Origin of the sequence: Rudaea sp. (assembly GCF_047601565.1) — a bacterium.
Lineage (GTDB): Bacteria > Pseudomonadota > Gammaproteobacteria > Xanthomonadales > Rhodanobacteraceae > Rudaea.
On sequence record NZ_JASGIY010000001.1, the window covers coordinates 1,406,176 to 1,421,987 of the forward strand.

The 15,812-nt window shown below is 63.6% G+C and carries 11 protein-coding genes; 3 read left to right on the top strand and 8 right to left on the bottom strand.

What is annotated here, in order from left to right:
* Nucleotides 1–46 precede the first annotated feature (46 nt).
* The 3 genes from xdhB to uraH are packed head-to-tail and all read right to left on the bottom strand — an operon-like array spanning nucleotide 47 to nucleotide 4,223.
* Nucleotides 47–2,401, bottom strand: a complete 2,355-nt coding sequence (xdhB, locus tag QM741_RS06050) for a xanthine dehydrogenase molybdopterin binding subunit (protein ID WP_415206825.1) — start codon at nucleotides 2,399–2,401, stop codon at nucleotides 47–49.
* Complete coding sequence (xdhA, locus tag QM741_RS06055; protein ID WP_415206826.1) at nucleotides 2,398–3,873, bottom strand: xanthine dehydrogenase small subunit; 1,476 nt, start codon at nucleotides 3,871–3,873, stop codon at nucleotides 2,398–2,400. The genes xdhB and xdhA overlap by 4 nt, the downstream gene beginning before the upstream one ends.
* Before the next feature lie 2 nt (nucleotides 3,874–3,875).
* The gene (gene uraH, locus QM741_RS06060) at nucleotides 3,876–4,223 is read right to left on the bottom strand and encodes a hydroxyisourate hydrolase (RefSeq protein WP_415206827.1); all 348 of its coding nucleotides are present in this window, start codon (nucleotides 4,221–4,223) and stop codon (nucleotides 3,876–3,878) included.
* A gap of 214 nt (nucleotides 4,224–4,437) precedes the next feature.
* Here uraH and QM741_RS06065 point away from each other — a divergent pair, with 214 nt between their 5' ends.
* Nucleotides 4,438–5,436, top strand: coding sequence for an adenosine deaminase (locus tag QM741_RS06065; protein WP_415206828.1), 999 nt, complete (start codon nucleotides 4,438–4,440; stop codon nucleotides 5,434–5,436).
* Nucleotides 5,437–5,971: 535 nt separating this feature from the next.
* The gene (locus QM741_RS06070) at nucleotides 5,972–7,063 is read left to right on the top strand and encodes a hypothetical protein (protein ID WP_415206829.1); all 1,092 of its coding nucleotides are present in this window, start codon (nucleotides 5,972–5,974) and stop codon (nucleotides 7,061–7,063) included.
* Nucleotides 7,064–7,443: 380 nt separating this feature from the next.
* Here the strand turns inward: QM741_RS06070 and QM741_RS06075 are convergent, their stop codons facing one another.
* Nucleotides 7,444–8,679 carry a hypothetical protein gene (locus QM741_RS06075; RefSeq protein ID WP_415206830.1) on the bottom strand — a complete coding sequence of 412 codons (1,236 nt, stop codon included), beginning with the start codon at nucleotides 8,677–8,679 and terminating at the stop codon, nucleotides 7,444–7,446.
* 315 nt (nucleotides 8,680–8,994) lie between these two features.
* Here QM741_RS06075 and QM741_RS06080 point away from each other — a divergent pair, with 315 nt between their 5' ends.
* A complete protein-coding gene (locus QM741_RS06080) occupies nucleotides 8,995–9,786 on the top strand; it encodes a TatD family hydrolase (RefSeq protein ID WP_415206831.1) in 792 nt (263 codons plus the stop codon).
* A gap of 144 nt (nucleotides 9,787–9,930) precedes the next feature.
* On the opposite strand, the gene QM741_RS06085 is transcribed toward QM741_RS06080, so the two are convergent.
* From QM741_RS06085 to QM741_RS06100, 4 genes are all read right to left on the bottom strand, one after another.
* Nucleotides 9,931–12,303: a tail fiber domain-containing protein gene (locus QM741_RS06085; RefSeq protein ID WP_415206832.1), complete on the bottom strand. Its 2,373-nt coding sequence runs from the start codon at nucleotides 12,301–12,303 to the stop codon at nucleotides 9,931–9,933.
* Nucleotides 12,304–12,505: 202 nt separating this feature from the next.
* Nucleotides 12,506–14,725 (bottom strand): Ig-like domain repeat protein, encoded by a 2,220-nt coding sequence (locus QM741_RS06090; RefSeq protein WP_415206833.1) that lies wholly within the window; start codon nucleotides 14,723–14,725, stop codon nucleotides 12,506–12,508.
* A 46-nt stretch (nucleotides 14,726–14,771) separates the two neighbouring features.
* Complete coding sequence (locus tag QM741_RS06095; protein WP_415209082.1) at nucleotides 14,772–14,834, bottom strand: IPTL-CTERM sorting domain-containing protein; 63 nt, start codon at nucleotides 14,832–14,834, stop codon at nucleotides 14,772–14,774.
* 117 nt (nucleotides 14,835–14,951) lie between these two features.
* Nucleotides 14,952–15,680, bottom strand: coding sequence for a plastocyanin/azurin family copper-binding protein (locus tag QM741_RS06100; RefSeq protein ID WP_415206834.1), 729 nt, complete (start codon nucleotides 15,678–15,680; stop codon nucleotides 14,952–14,954).
* Nucleotides 15,681–15,812: the final 132 nt, after the last annotated feature.

A 15,812-nucleotide genomic window follows, 5' to 3' on the forward strand; every position in this document is an offset into this window, starting at 1 on the left:
GGGGTGAGGGAAGAGCGTTGCACATGGGTGTGGAGTTTCTCACGGGTCAGGCCTTTCCCTCATCCGCCCTTCGGGCACCTTCTCCCGATGGGAGAAGGGAAGAAATTGCACGCAGCACCGATTCGGGCGTTGCCGGCGCGGCGAGATCGGGCAAGGCATCGCCATCGCCGCAGGCCGCGACCGCGTCGCGGATCGCATGCAGCGCCGAGATCGCCAGCATCAGCGGTGGCTCGCCGACGGCCTTGGAGCGGTGGATCGTGTCCTCGGGATTCGGCGCATGGTCGAGGATGCGCACGTCGGCATGCTGCGGCCAGTCGCGCACCGAGGGAATCTTGTACGTGGACGGCGCGTGCGTCTTGAGTTCGCCCTTGGCGTTCCACCACAGCTCTTCGTTCGTCAGCCAGCCGACGCCCTGCAGGAAGCCGCCTTCGATCTGCCCGCGGTCGATCGCGGGATTCAGCGAGAGGCCGACGTCGTGCAGGATATCGACGCGCGTCAGCTGCGTCTCGCCGGTCAGCGTGTCGACCGCGACTTCGGACACGGCGACGCCGTAGGCGAAGTAGAAGAACGGCCGGCCGTTCAGGCGGCTGCGGTCCCAGTGGATCTTCGGCGTCGCGTAGAAACCCGTCGCCGACAGCGAGATGCGCGCCTGATAAGCCGATTGCACGAGCTGCGCGAACGTCATCCGCTCGCCACCGACCTGCACGTGGCCGCCGGCGAAGCGCACTTGGTCCGGTTGGACGCCGTGCGTCTTGCACGCATGCTCGACCAAGCGCGTGCGCAAGGTCGCGCACGCCGCCTGCGCCGCCTTGCCGTTGAGATCGGCGCCGCTCGACGCGGCCGTGGCCGAAGTGTTCGGCACCTTGCTCGTATCGGTCGCCGAGGTGCGCACGGCCGCCAGCGGCAGGCCGAATTCGTGCGCGACGACCTGCGCGACCTTGGTGTACAGCCCCTGCCCCATCTCGGTGCCGCCGTGGTTGAGCAGCACGCTGCCGTCGGTATAAATGTGTACCAGTGCGCCGGCCTGGTTGAACACGGTCGCGTTGAACGAGATGCCGAACTTGACCGGCGTGAACGCGATGCCGCGCTTGACGATCGCGTTTGCCGCGTTCCATTGCGCGATATCCGCGCGGCGCTCGCGATAGCGGCTGGTCTTTTCCAGTTCGTCGGTGAGGCGCTCGAGGATGTTGTCCTCGACGTATTGCCCGTAGGGCGTCACGTCGCGCGGCGAGGCGCCGTAGTAGTTGCGCCGGCGCACGTCGAGCGGATCGAGTTTCAAGGTGCGCGCGATATCGTCGATCGCCTGCTCGATCGCGAGCATGCCCTGCGGCCCGCCGAAGCCGCGGAACGCGGTGTTCGACACCGTGTGCGTCTTGCAGCGGTGCGAGAGAATTTCGATGTTCTCGAGGTAATAGGCGTTGTCGATGTGGCAGATCGCGCGGTCGTTGACCGGCCCGGACAGGTCGGCCGAATAGCCGCAGTTCGAGGCGAGCATGACCGCAAGCGCCGTGATGCGGCCGTCGTCGTCGAAGCCGATGTCGTAGTCGGCGATGAAGCCGTGGCGCTTGCCGGTGATCAGCATGTCGGCGTCGCGCTCGATGCGCAGCTTCACCGGGCGACCCGTCTTGCGCGCGAGCACGCACGCGGCCGCGGCGATCAGCGCCGGCTGCGATTCCTTGCCGCCGAAACCGCCGCCCATGCGCCGGCACTGCACGACGACCGCATGCGCGGGCAGCGCCATCGCGTGCGCGATCACGTTCTGCACCTCGGTCGGATGCTGCGTGGACGAATGCACCTGTAACGTACCGTCCTCGCCCGGCCGCGCAATGGCGATCTGCCCTTCGAGATAGAAATGATCCTGCCCGCCGACCGTCATCGTGCCCTGCAGGCGATGCGGCGCCCTGGCCAGTTCTTCGCGCGCCCGGCCGCGCGCGAGGATCTGGCTCGGGATCACATAGCTGTGCGCGGCGATCGCATCGCGAATGGTCAGGATCGCCGGCAATTCCTCATATTCGATCTTCGCCTCGAGCGCGGCCTTGCGCGCGATCGTCATCGATGTCGCCGCGACCGCGAACAACGGCTGACCGGCATATTGAACAAGGTCGTCGGCGAAGATCGGATCGTCGTGGACGATGCCGCCGTAGTTGTTCTCGCCGGGCACATCGTTCGCCGTCGCCACGGCGACGACGCCGGGCGTGGCGATCACGGCGGACAAGTCCATCGATTTGATGCGCCCGTGCGCGATGCGGCTGATGCCGAACGCGGCGTGCAGGGTCGACGGCGGCAGTTCGAGATCGTCGGCGTAGACTGCGCGACCCGATACGTGCAGGTGCGCGCTTTCGTGGCGCACGGGTTCGCCGATCAGCGCGCCGACATCGAGCTGGGTCGACAGGTCGTTCATGCCGACACCTCGGCCTCATGCGTGCGCAGCGTCTGCTTCGCCGCGTGCTCGAGATGAAAACGCCGCAACAGGTTCTGCGCGCCTTGCAGGCGATACGCGGCGCTCGCGCGCATGTCGCTCAGCGGCTTGAAGTCTTCGGCCAGCGCGTTCGCCGCCGCGGCGAACATGGCTTCATCGAACGATTTTCCGACCAGTGCGGCTTCGGCGCGTTTCGCGCGCGCCGGAATCGCGGCCATGCCACCATAGGCGATGCGCGCGGCGACGATGCGTTCGTCTTTCACTTCGACCGCGAATGCCGCGCACACGGCCGAGATGTCCTGATCGATACGCTTCGACAGCTTGTAGCTTGCCACGCGAATCGCTGCGGCCGGCATCGGCACGTTCACCGCGACGACGAATTCGCCGCGCGCGAGATCCTTCTTCATGTAATCGAGATACAGCGCCTCGAGCGCCAACGTGCGCGTCGCGTCGCCGTGGCGCAGTTCGACGCTCGCGCCGAGCGCGATCAACGCCGGCATCGCATCGCCGATCGGCGAGCCATTGGCGATATTGCCGACCAGCGTGCCCGAGTTGCGCACGGGCGGCGAGGCGAAACGTTGCGCGAGTTCGGCCAATGCCGGCACGTTCGCGACGATTGCTTCCCACGCATCGGTCAGCGGCACGGCAGCGCCGATGCGCAACTTGCCGTTGTTGTTCTCGATACGCTGCAATTCGGTCACTTCACCGAGGTAGATAATGCGCGGCAGTTCGCGCAGATGCTTGGTCACCCACAGGCCGATGTCGGTGCCGCCGGCGAGCAGCAGCGCCTCGGGATCGGCTTCGCGCAGGGCGGCGAGTTCGTCGAGCGTGCGCGGCGCCCGGAATCCGGGCAAGACGAGCGGCGTCGCGCGATCCAGCCCGCGCAAAGTTTCGATGCGCTCCTTCGCCTGCGCGGCCGCGCGCGACCAGCGTTGCGGAGCCTCGCAACCGTGCATCGCGCAACCAGCATCGACGATCGGCCGATAGCCCGTGCAGCGGCACAGATTGCCGGCCAGCGCGTCGACGACTTCTTCGCGGCTCGCACTTTCCCGCTGCTGGTAGAGCGCGAACAGACTCATTACGAAGCCCGGCGTGCAGAAACCGCATTGCGAGGCGTGGTGATCGACCATCGCCTGCTGCACCGGATGCAGCTTGTCGCCGTCGGCGAGGCTTTCCACGGTGACGAGTTCCCTGCCGTCGATCGTCGGCAGGAAGCGGATGCACGAATTGATCGCGCGGTAGCGCATGCGCGCGCCGCCGCCCGAGGCTTCCAGCTCGCCGAGCACGACCGTGCACGCGCCGCAGTCGCCCTCGGCGCAGCCTTCCTTGGTGCCCGTGCGGCGGCGATGCTCGCGCAGCCATTCGAGCACGGTCGTGGTCGGCGCGACGTCGGCGACTTCGACGACTTCGCCATCGAGTACGAAACGAATTGCGTTGGCGGCCCGGTCGCCCATGCTCAACTGCCGCGGTAGGTGGAGTAGCTCCACGGCGACACGAGCAGCGGCACATGGTAGTGCTTTTCGGCCTCCGCCACGCCGAAATCGATGCGCACGACGTCGAGGAATGGCGGGTCGGGCAGCGCGACGCCTTGCGCGCGAAAATAGTCGGCGACGCAGAAGGTCAGCGTGTAGCGTCCGGCGCGCAGCGCATCGCCGTCGAGCAGCGGCGCATCCGCACGCCCGTCGCCGTTGGTGCGCAGACTGGCGAGGCGCTCGCCGGAACCCGCGGCGTGCAGCTCCACGCGCATTCCGCGTGCCGGAATGCCGTGTGCCGTGTCGAGCACGTGCGTCGTCAGTCTGCCCATGATGTCCTCAGCCGGCGGCCGTCCGCCGGATCGCCGTATCTGCTGCGCTGTCCGCATGTGTACAAAACAATTAAAGTGCGCGCAAGTGTTCATCGACCTCTACATTCGTCATTCCCGCGAAAGCGGGAATCCATCTTGATCTCGTTTTCGATGTCAAACAGCAAATGGATTCCCTCTTTCGCGGGAATGACGGCAAAAAACAGCCGGAACCGCCATGGAAAACTTCATTCGCGCCGTGCCCAAAGCCGAGCTGCACCTGCATATCGAAGGCTCGCTCGAACCGGAGCTGACCTTCGATCTGGCGAGGAAGCACGGCGTGACCCTGAAGTATCCGAACGTCGCGGCGCTGCGCGCGGCCTACGACTTTTCCGACCTGCAATCCTTTCTCGATCTCTACTACGCCGGCGCCGACGTGCTGCGCGACGAGGACGATTTCCATGCGCTGACGACGGCCTACCTGCGCCGCGCGCACGACGACGGCGTCGTGCATGCGGAAATCTTCTTCGACCCGCAGACGCACACGGCGCGCGGTATTCCCTTCGCGACCGTGTTCGGCGGCATCCACCGTGCGCTGGTCGAGGGCGAACGCGAATTCGGCATCAGCTGGCGCCTGATTCCCAACTTCCTGCGCCACCTCAGCGCCGACGAGGCGATGCGCGCGCTGGAAGAACTGCTGCCGTACAAGCGGCACTTCGCCGCGGTCGGCCTCGATTCGTCCGAGCGCGGCCATCCGCCGTCGAAGTTCGCGGCGGTGTTCGAGCGCGCGCGCAAGGAAGGCTTGCGCACGGTTGCGCATGCGGGCGAGGAAGGGCCGCCGGAGTACATCGTCGAAGCGCTCGACCTGCTCAAGGTGTCGCGTATCGACCACGGCGTGCGCTGCGAAGAAGACCCCGCTCTCGTCGAACGCCTCGTGCGCGAGCAAGTGCCGCTGACGGTGTGTCCGCTGTCGAACGTGAAACTCTGCGTGTACAAACGCATCGAGGACCACAACTTGAAGCGCCTGCTCGATCGCGGCGTCAAAGTGACGGTCAATTCGGACGATCCGTCCTATTTCGGCGGCTACGTGCTCGACAACTATCTCGCCGTGCAGCGCGGCCTGAACCTGTCGCGCGCGGACATGGCCCAGCTGGCGCGAAATTCGATCGAGGCCTCGTTTCTCGACGACGCATCCAAAGGTCGCTGGCTGGCGAAAATCGACGCGATCGCGGCGTAGGATGAAGTGACCGCGTCCGATTTGCTAGGCTTTTTTTTCGTCGTTCAGCGGAGGCCGGAATCCAGCATTGCTCCGGCTCCGAGTAAGGAAGGAACTGGACCCCGGCTTTCGCCGAGTCCGATGTTCAGATGGGAGACACGTCAGCGATCACCATCCGGGCCCGCAGGCATCAGCCTGCAAACAAGGCCGAATATAAGACCGCAGTCCTGCTACCTGTCCTGTGTCTTTCGTTCAAGAACGCTTGCGATCCAGGAGGCGCCCATATAAGCATCCCTAATCAGGTTCACGTATCGATGGTGCATTGAAACTGTGCGCAGCATAACAAACCCGACGATGCAGTCATGCTAGTTTTACTCGTCATGCAGTGAAACTGAGTCCACGGCACGTCGGCCACGAAACGACATCGCCGCTCAACGGGCGACCGCGCGAAACACTGCACTGGGACACGCCGGAAGAGGTGTTGGCGAGAGAAATTGAAAAGTATACTAGATCAAATTCTGTTGCACTTGATTCTTGAGACCGCCCGGAGGTTCGCATGAGCGTCAGCGAAAAACGTCCAAATAGGTCACGGTTGGTCGTGGCGATGGTCGTATTATTTATTCCCATCGGAATTATTCTTGGCCAAGAAGTGAGCAACAGTGATGGGGGGATGAGTCAAGCAAGTCTGCGAACATGGCATGAGGCCGTCCAAACGGCACCAAGACCAGAAAAGGGCTGTTATAAAGCCGTCTATCCATCCACGCAGATGATAAAAATCGCTTGCGTTCCTTCACTGCCGGTCGTTCCTATGGAGCTTCCATACGACGTCAAGCTTGCCCTAAAGGGTGAAAGTGAAAATCAATCGATCCAGCCGATGACTGTGGGTGGTTCTTACGGCGATTATATACTTCAATGGGATCACGAGCCAACTTCAGTTTATGCGAACTTTTCGATTTCGGGAGTGACAAGTATTACAGGCCCAAACGCCAATGAATTTAGCGCACAGGTAAATACAAACCCGACTCTTTCTTCTCCCCAATGCGCTGGCGCGAGCAATCCTTCAGCGTGTCATGGCTGGGAGCAGGCGGTTTTTGCAAATAACACACCATCATATGGAACAGTACTTCTTATGCAATATTGGTTACTTGATTATAATAATTCATGCCCATCGGGTTGGTCCTCCGACGGCTATGGGGATTGCGTAAAAAATAGCACGAACGCCGTACCGGTTAGCACACCCCTCACTGGATCGACAATTAATACGTTGTCCGCTATTGGCATAACTGCGACGCCTGGCAGTTCATATGAGTATGGCTGGTTGTCTGTCGGAAATAATATCAACACAATGGTAGATTATTACGTCTACGGGGATGACCCCTTTAGCCTGACTAGCAATCAGACTCAATGGCGGAGTACCGAAATAAATATATTTGGTGGCCCGGGCGGGCAAACCGCATATTTCAATAATAATTCTATGATTTCAATTACTATACGCGTAAGCGATGCCGTCGGTCGAGTGGGTGATCGTGACACACCAACTTGTGCAGGGGGCTCCACAACAGCAGAAATGAACAATCTTGTATTGGGTACTTGTCAGGCTTTCGGCGTCAATTACTGGCCGGAAATATCGTTCTCGGAAAGTAATTAGATGTCAGATATCGGCTGATTGCATAGCCAGAAAAAGTTATCCTCTGTTTCTCGCCAGAGCCGTATTAAGTAAGCGAGTTGCGATCAACCAAGGGGCACCTCGAAAAACCGTAGCGAGCGAAGAGAATTTGCGCGTCGCCGGAGCACAGGAGCCGGAGCATATAAGTAGTACGTGAGGATTCCGAGCAACCGCCGGCGCGCAAATTATCGAGCGCAGTAGGTTTTTCGAGGTGCCCCAAGGATAGCGCATGAGCGAGCGAAGCTGGCTGCGGAATTGGGTGTCAGCGTCTCCTTACTTACACAGTTGGCGTTCACCTGACAGTGTGACTGATCGCTCGCATACCGCCTCCCGCACATCATCGCAGCGGCCCGGTGCCGGAATTACTGACAATTAAGGCTATTGATATTGCCCAAACGCACCCAATTCAGCGTGCCGCTGCCACTGGGACCGCCCTGTATTGCACTGCTGGTGCCGTTGTAGTCCACCGTGATGTGCTGGCAATCCGAGAAAGACACATCCATCGTACCCCACTGATTACGCATGATCGCGGTGTAATTGCCCGCAAAGCCGCCTCCGGTTGCATACAACACCGGCACCGCGGTCAGCTTTGTACTGCCAATTGGAAAGCTGGCCTGCGCGACCAGCCAGAACGGCAATCCCAGTGTATCAAAGGTGTACCAGGTCGCAAAGAACGTGCGGTTGACGCCATCCCCATCATATATTTGGGTAAGCATCCCTTCTCCGCCCTTGCCAGACCCTGCGTACCAAGAGCCGCTGAGATAGCCGTTGATCGCTATCGGCTGGTACGCCGCAGGATAGGTCTGCCGAGTAGGGTTGTAGTCCGGAACACTGATCGTCGTCTGGCCGTTCTGGTAGCCGTTGTCGAAGCGGATCGCGAAGGCATTGTTGAAATAGAAGAAACCAAGTGTCGGGCTGGCGTAGTTCTCAAGCACGTAGGTCGTGCTGTTGATGACCGCCGAATCGACCGTCGTGTCGGCGAAGATCGTGTTCGGTTCAGTCGCCACGCGCACATAGTCGGTATAGCCCGCATTATCGAAGACGATGTTGCCCTGGGCGATGCGGATATCCGGGAACCACGGATATATCTGCCAGTCGCGATCGTACTGAGCTTGGCGCTGGATGCGCATCAGCGTCGCACCGACGTAGCCGCCGACGGGATTGTAGGCCGCGTCGCCGCTGCTGCTGCAGGCGACGCGCCAGATCGAGATGGTCACGTCCTCCGTGCTGTCGGCAGTGCCGTCCTTCTCGTACAAGGTGACGGTTTTGCTGTACACCGGCCCGCTCGTGGTCACCGGCAGCGGCTGGATCAGGTTCGACGAGGTCGGCAACGTGTCGGAAAAGCAACTCGGCGGGTACGCACGGTAGCTGCTCGACGTCACTCCCGTCGATGCGTCCGCAGCCGTGACGGCGCGGCCCGGCGCGGCAGTGGTGCGCGGCGCGGCGAGCAGTGCGGAACGGCGCGCCTGCACGGCGCTGAAATCGGCACGCGAGCCGGCGACGGCCGCCGCGCCGCGATCGGCCGCGAACGCCGGCATCGCCATCGCGCAGGCAAGCACGGTCGTCACGACCGGAACGCGTTTCGGGAAGAACGGCATGACTTGCTCCTGCGAAATTCGGACGACGGGAATTGTAGGCACAACCCCTGCTTGCGGCGGTTAACTTCTCGTGAATGTGCGCACGGCTTGCGATAATGCGCGCGAACGCATGCGCGGCAATTATTGAGACTTTCGTAAACAAGTGACGTCATTCCGGCAGGGATTGCCGGAATCCAGTCACAGGGATGTGAACCTCACGCACACCGCGACGTTGCCGTCCGTGGCACTGGATTCCAGCAGTCCCTGCCGGAATGACGGAAAATTCGACCGTCACTCATTTACGAAAGCCTCAATCTAAAGAGCAAACGCACTTCCATGCAACTCGTCGACATCGGCGCCAACCTCACCCACGAATCCTTCCGCCACGATTTCGACGCGGTGCTCGCGCGCGCGCAGGCGCACGGCGTCGCCGAACTCATCGTCACCGGCGCGAGCGCGCAGGGCATGCGCGATGCGCTCGCTCTGGCGCGCGCGCATCCGGGTGTGCTGTACGCGACCGCGGGCGTGCATCCGCACCACGCGCGCGACTTCGACGCCGACACCGAGGCGCTGCTGCGCCAACTGCACGCGCAGCCGGAGGTCGTCGCCGTCGGCGAAACCGGCCTCGACTATCACCGCAATTTCTCGTCGCGCGAAGCGCAACTGTTCGCCTTCGAGCATCAATTGCAACTCGCCGTCGAGTGCGGCAAGCCGCTGTTCCTGCACCAGCGCGACGCGCACGCGGATTTCCTCGCCTGCATGGACAACGTGCGCGGCCGCATCGGCCCTGCCGTCGTCCACTGCTTCACCGGCAAATCGGGCGAGCTGTTCGACTACCTCGACCGCGATTTGCACATCGGCATCACCGGCTGGATCTGCGACGAGCGCCGCGGCGCGCACCTGCGCGACCTCGTGAAGAGTATTCCCGCCGACCGCCTGATGCTCGAAACCGACGCGCCCTACCTGCTGCCGCGCACGGTGCGGCCGATGCCTTCGCACCGTCGCAACGAGCCGATGTACCTCGCCCACATCTGCGCCGAAGTCGCGCGCGACCGCGGCGAAGATGTCGCCGTCACCGCCGCGAATTCGAGCGCGGCGGCGCGCGCGTTCTTCCGTCTCGTCCATTGAGGCTTTCGTGAATCACGCGACGTCATTCCGGCAGGGACTGCCGGACTCCAGACACAAGGATGTGAACCTCACGGATATCGCTACGTTGCCATCCGTGGCACTGGATTCCGGCAGTCCCTGCCGGAATGACGGAGAACTCGATCATCACTCGTTTGCCGGATCGCGCGCACGCGCCCGCCACGCCCATGCGCACAGCGCGAGCGCGAGCACCGACAGCACGAGAGGATCGAGCATCGGCGTCGGCACGGTCGCGCTGCCGCCCGGCGTGAGGACCGCGGCGAACCAGTTGACGAGGTTGCCCGCATCGACCGACTGGTAGTTCGCCGCCGGCCCCGGCGCGATCGTCGCGCCGGTCGCCTGGTTGTCGCGCGCGGAAACGTAGGCGATCGCCTGCGCCGCGCCGCTCGCCATGTTCAGCTGCGCCTGCGTGCCCGCGGCGCTGCTGACGATCTTCAGCAGGTTGCCGGCGATGCCCTGCAAGGTCAGCGCGTGCGCAACGCTCTGGGTCGCGCCGACAGGAAAGACCAGCGATTTCCCCGCCGAACTCGTCGCGACGAGATCGTAGAAACCCGTCGCGCCCGTGATCGCGCTCGTGCCGTCGCCGCAGGCATCGACGAAGTTCACGAGGCTCGTGCCGGGAATGAACGTGCCGCCGTTCGAGAAATCCTTGCCGACGGACACGCGCGCCGCGCCGGGCGCGAAGCTGCCGCCCAGCGCCAGCGAGGCGATGCCGTCCAGCGTGGCCGAACTCGCGCTCGCGGAGCCTGCGACGGTCAGGTCAGAGCAGCCGAGATCGATCGCGGCGTCGGCGAAGTCGATGCTCGATCCCGCGCCGATCGTCACCGCGCCGTGGGCCAGCGAAGCGCACAGCGCGAGCAGCGATGCGGTGAGACGGAACGCGCGGTTCCTTCTCCCCCCGGGAGAAGGTGGCCCGAAGGGCCGGATGAGGGTACGCGGATGGGAGAGAGGTTGTTCTGCTCGCGAACCCTCACCCGGCGCGCCGGGCGCGCCGACACACCCCGCTCGGCATCCTGCCTCACCCTCAGCGGACTGTCGTCCGCTTCGACCCGGTGGGAGAGGTGAAATGTGCGCGCTCATGGCTGCGCCTCCGTCAGCGCGACCGTTCTGCATCGACGGCTGCCGCCCTTGCGCGAATGCCGCCTTCAAAGTCGCCACCTCGGCCGCCAGCGTTTGCAGTTGCGCCACCTGCCGCTCCTGCGCGCCGAGGCGAACGCGCAGCGCGGCGATCTCGGCGTCTTTCGCCGCGACTTTTTCCTCGAGCTTCGCATTCAACCCCTGGATCGCCGCGAGCGCCACGCCGTCGGCATCGACCGTGTCGATGCCCTTGTCGCTTTCGCCGAGTTTGAAGGCGGCGTAGAAGTCCTGCGCCATCGGGCCCATGTGGCGATTCTTCGCCTCCTGCGTCTTGTACTGCCACGTGTTCAGCGGCATTGCCGCGACCTTGTCGAGCACGGCGCGCGCGTCCACCGGCACGACGGCGGTCTTGGCGTTACGGTCGGACATGGCGGTCCAGCTGCCGCTCCCGCTCGCGAGGTCTGCCCAGGTGATCGGAACGCCCGATCCATCGACCTTCGTCACGAACTTCGCACCATTCGAGGCGATGACCATGAACTGGTTGTCTTCGGTGTTCGTCTGGATTCCGGAATGGTCGTTGTCGCCGTAGATGAACGAGCCGGTATGATTGGCCGTACTGACGTATTTGCCCATCGCGGTCGAATAGTTGCCGCTCGCCGTTGTTTCACGGCCCATCGCGGTCGAAAAGACGCCGCTCGCCGTTGTGTCGTAGCCCATCGCGGTCGAAGCGCCGCCGACATTGGTATCGTCCCACTGCGTGCCGTCGACATATCCCGCGCGGAACGCCGCCTTGGCCGGATACCACATCAGGCGCGCGCCGGCGCCGCTGGCCGGAATCGTGCCGGCCGGTGTTTGATAGTTCGCAAGTGCCGCATTGACTGTCGCATCGGTGGCGAGCACACCGCCGTCGGCGAACACTTGCAATTCGCTGTTGGAGACCGGCGTATTCGTCGCGTCGTAGCGCAGCGTCTGGTTGGCCGTGCCGGCCGGCAGGGCCCCGCCCGACGGCAACGCAACGCAGCCCCACACGCTGCCACTCCATTGCGCAACCTCGTTGGCCGCACACGTCTGCGGCAGCTGATACGTCGGCGCGATCGAAAACGTGGTGCCGGCCAGCGCCAGCCCCGTGCCCGCGCTGTAACTGCCGCCGCCGCTCGCCGGCGCACACGGCCCGAGCACGCCGCCCGCACCCGCGCACACCGGCGTCGTCTGCTGCGGGCCGCTCGCAAGCACTGGAATCCACACCGTGCCGTCTTCGTTGACGCGCAGCCGCGCATCGGCGCCGCCCGCATCGGTGACCACGAAGCCGCTGCCGGCGGCGGGCTGGATCGTCACGTCGGTGGCGACGGCGGTGCTCGCCGCACCGGTCAGCATCATCGAGGCGAAGGCAACGCGATATTTCTTGCGGTTGTGCACAGGCATGAGAAATCTCCGATGGTCGTGATGGCGAAAAAAAACGAATCGATTTCCTTTCGCGCGGGGCGCGCGCGAAAAAAAAGATGTCATTCCGGCAGGGACTGCCGGAATCCAGTCACAGGGATGTGAACATCACGGATACCGGTACGTTGCCATCCGTGGCACTGGATTCCGGCAGTCCCTGCCGGAATGACGGAAAATTCGACCATCACTCGTTTGCCTGATCGCCGGCACGCGCGCGCCATGCCCATGCGCACAGCCCGAGCACGAGCGACAGCAGCGCGAGAGGATCGAGCATCGGCGCAGGCATCGGAGCTTGCGCGGCGGCGGCGGTAACGATCACGCGGGCGCTCGCCGTCGCTGGCGCGAACGTGCCGTCGCCCGCGTACGTCGCGACCACGTCGTGCGTGCCCGCCGCGAACGTGGCGACGCTCAGCGCGGCCATGCCGCTGCCGTCCAGATCCACCGTGCCGATCGGCGTGCCGCCGTCCCGGAACGTCACGCCGCCCGTCGGCGCAACCGCCGCCGGCGACGGCGACGACCTGCGACTTGCGATTCTTCCGACGGCCGTCGCACCCGCCGCCGATCCGTTCACCGTGGCCGTCAACAGCACGCTCTGGCCCTGCGCGATCGTCGCGGGCGAGGCGGTCAGCGTCATCGTCACGGGCGTGAGCGTCGCGGCGTCGACGGTGATCGTCGTCGTCACCGGCGAGGCGGGCGTGGCATAGCTCGCCGTGTCGCTCGGCACGAACGTGGCCGACAGGATCTGGTTCGGGCCGACGTTGAGCACCGTGCCCGCCGGGGGCGTGTAGGTGAACGTGCCGGCGACGGGGTTGCCGTTCCAGCTTGCCGTCGCGTTCAACTGCGTCGCGCCGAGCGCGGTGCCGTAGACAATCGGCGCGGGCGCGGGCCATGCCAGCAGCGGCACGGGCTTCGTCGGCGTTTCGGCGAAGCTGGCCGTCACGGTGCAGTCGGCGTCCACCGCGCCGCTGGCGTAGCTGTTGACGCCGCTGGCCGTGGCCGTGCCGCCGCAGCCACCGATGCTTTGCGTGACATAGCCGGCGTTCGGCGTGGCGGTGCAGGTGCTGGTTGCGCCGGCGTTCACCGGGCTGACGCAGGTGAGACTGCCGGTGCCGGCCGGGGTGGCCACGGCGGTGACGGTGTAGGTGACCACGGCTGCGGTGCATCGATACGACCACGGCGTGGTACCCGTGAAGTAATTCCAGCGCGAATCGTTCTGGCTCGGCGGATTGGCCGCAGGATCGAGCGCATTGGGGCACAAACGACTTCCCTGGCGCACCAGGCTGGCCGTAAGACCAAGATCCACCAGTGGCGCGGGACCAGTCAATCGGTTGTCGCTGACATCGAACCAGGCCAGCTTGGTCAGGCCCGCAATCGGCGGTATCGAACCGGTCAACTGGTTGTCGGAAACATAGAATTCGCTCAGCTCGCTCAATCCCGAGAGCGAGGGTATCGAGCCTGTCAGCCGGTTGGAATTGAGATTGATATAGGAGAGCCGGCTCAAATCCGATAGCGAGGGTATCGAGCCGGTCAGCCGGTTTTGGCCGACATCAAACCTTGTCAGAGAGCTGAAGCCTGAAAGCGACGGGATCGAGCCGCTCAATTGGTTGTTGTAGACCAGAAAGGTCGTCAATTGCGCCTTCGCGTCCGTGAGCGACGGGATCGGGCCAGTGAGTTGGTTGGAATTGGCGTGGAATTCCACCAAATTACTCAACCCGGAGAGCGACGGAATCGAGCCGGTGAGCAAGTTGTCATCGACGTCGAATTTACCCAAAAGGCTCAACCCCGAAAGCGATGGGATCGAGCCGCTCAGCCGGTTTGCGCCGACATCGAATAGGCCCAGGTTACTCAGTCCCGAAAGCGACGGTATCGAGCCAGTCAGTTGGTTATCGTGTGCAATGAACACGCTCAGATTGCTCAACCCCGAAAGCGACGGTATCGAACCGGTCAGTTGGTTCAAACTGACATTGAACCTTTCCAGACTGCTCAAATCCGAGAACGACGATATCGAGCCAGTCAACTGGTTGCCAGAGACGTCGAATACGACGAGTTTGCTCAACCCCGAAAGCGACGGTATCGGGCCGGTAATCTGGTAGTTGAGGTCGACGTCGAAAACGACCAGCTCGGTCAAGGGGGACAGCGCGGGCAGCGTTCCGGAAAGCTGGTTCAGAGGCAGATAGATCCGGGTCACATGTGTGTTAGTGGCATCGCAGGTGATGCCGAACCAGGTACACTCGGTGCCCTGCATGCCATCCCATCCGGTTTGGATGCTCCAAAGCGCACCATTGGTCTGGGTGTAGAGGTCCAGCAATACCTGCCGTTCGGTGGCCGGGATCGCTGCCTGCGCGACGCCGGCCAGGTTCAGGAGGGCAAAAAGGGCAAACAGACTTCGGGCGCGGCGTTTCATCGGGCTTTCTCCAAGCGAGCAAAAGCGTGCGCGATGATTCGCATCGCTACTTTGCGCGCGAGCGTCGCCACGCGAATGCGCCCAGCAGCGTCGCGAGCAGCGCCAGCATCGGCGCGCCCGGTCCGGGCGCGGTTTGCGATGCCGGTCACATGGCGGATGCCGGCGGCGGACAACATCGCCGCGGCGAGCATCGCGGTCGCCGCGGGCGCGGTCCTTGCGTGTCCGATCACGGGCAAGCCAGTCCACTGACGCCGCTCAGGCGGACGAGGTCCATCGAGCCGCTCGTATAACCCGGCATGATCGGACTCCATTGCGCCGTGGCGGTGTTGCAGTCGCTGAACTTCAAGGTGAGCGTGCCCCAGTCGGTGCGCACGATCTTGCTCTTGTCGAAATTGGGCGGGAACAGGCCACCGCTGCCCGATTGCATGGTCAGCGTCGCGGTGTCGCCCGAGTAGGTGCCCTGGCCGACCAGCCAGAGATTGTTGCCGGCGTTGTCGTAGACGTACCAGAACGCGAGCATGCCGTTGTTGGGCAGCACTTCGACGTTGAAGCCGTGGCCGGATTGCGCCGGCAGGTACCACGATCCGGTGATGCCGGGCACGATCGAGAACGTCGGCGTGGAATCCCCCTGCACGACGATGCTGCCGGTCATGCCCAGCGACTTGTGCGGCGTGCAGGAGTAGCCGAAGGTGCCGGCCGTGTTGAACGCCGGCGTGGTGTATTTCCAGGCGCCGCTAATGGCCTTGCCGCTGGAGAACACGCCTGCCGTATCCGACACCGCGTTGTGCGGCATGTCCCCGCCTGCGTAGGTGAAGGTTACGGTGTCGCCCTGGTTGATGGTCAGGGACGAGGGCGAAAAGCTGAGTGCCCCGCCGGGCGCGACGGTGACGGCGTGATCGGCCGCCCACGCGGGTGCGGTCGCGGCAAGTAGCACCGCGAGCAGGGCCAGCAGCATCGACGTTCCGAGCTCGGATGTGACCGTATTTTGCGGGCGAGTGCCTGCACTGGGGCACAAACCGGCCGTGGGGGCCAAGACGAGTTGGGTACGACGGATGTACATGAGTTCATCTCCTTCGGGTCATGGTCA

Excerpts from the sequence above, each read along its gene's own strand:
- QM741_RS06100 (WP_415206834.1), bottom strand. The coding sequence starts at position 15,680 with ATGCTGCTGGCCCTGCTCGCGGTGCTACTTGCCGCGACCGCACCCGCG.
- xdhA (WP_415206826.1), bottom strand. The coding sequence starts at position 3,873 with ATGGGCGACCGGGCCGCCAACGCAATTCGTTTCGTACTCGATGGCGAA.
- QM741_RS06065 (WP_415206828.1), top strand. The coding sequence starts at position 4,438 with ATGGAAAACTTCATTCGCGCCGTGCCCAAAGCCGAGCTGCACCTGCAT.
- uraH (WP_415206827.1), bottom strand. The coding sequence starts at position 4,223 with ATGGGCAGACTGACGACGCACGTGCTCGACACGGCACACGGCATTCCG.
- QM741_RS06080 (WP_415206831.1), top strand. The coding sequence starts at position 8,995 with ATGCAACTCGTCGACATCGGCGCCAACCTCACCCACGAATCCTTCCGC.
- QM741_RS06085 (WP_415206832.1), bottom strand. The coding sequence starts at position 12,303 with ATGCCTGTGCACAACCGCAAGAAATATCGCGTTGCCTTCGCCTCGATG.
- QM741_RS06090 (WP_415206833.1), bottom strand. The coding sequence starts at position 14,725 with ATGAAACGCCGCGCCCGAAGTCTGTTTGCCCTTTTTGCCCTCCTGAAC.
- xdhB (WP_415206825.1), bottom strand. The coding sequence starts at position 2,401 with ATGAACGACCTGTCGACCCAGCTCGATGTCGGCGCGCTGATCGGCGAA.
- QM741_RS06075 (WP_415206830.1), bottom strand. The coding sequence starts at position 8,679 with ATGCCGTTCTTCCCGAAACGCGTTCCGGTCGTGACGACCGTGCTTGCC.
- QM741_RS06070 (WP_415206829.1), top strand. The coding sequence starts at position 5,972 with ATGAGCGTCAGCGAAAAACGTCCAAATAGGTCACGGTTGGTCGTGGCG.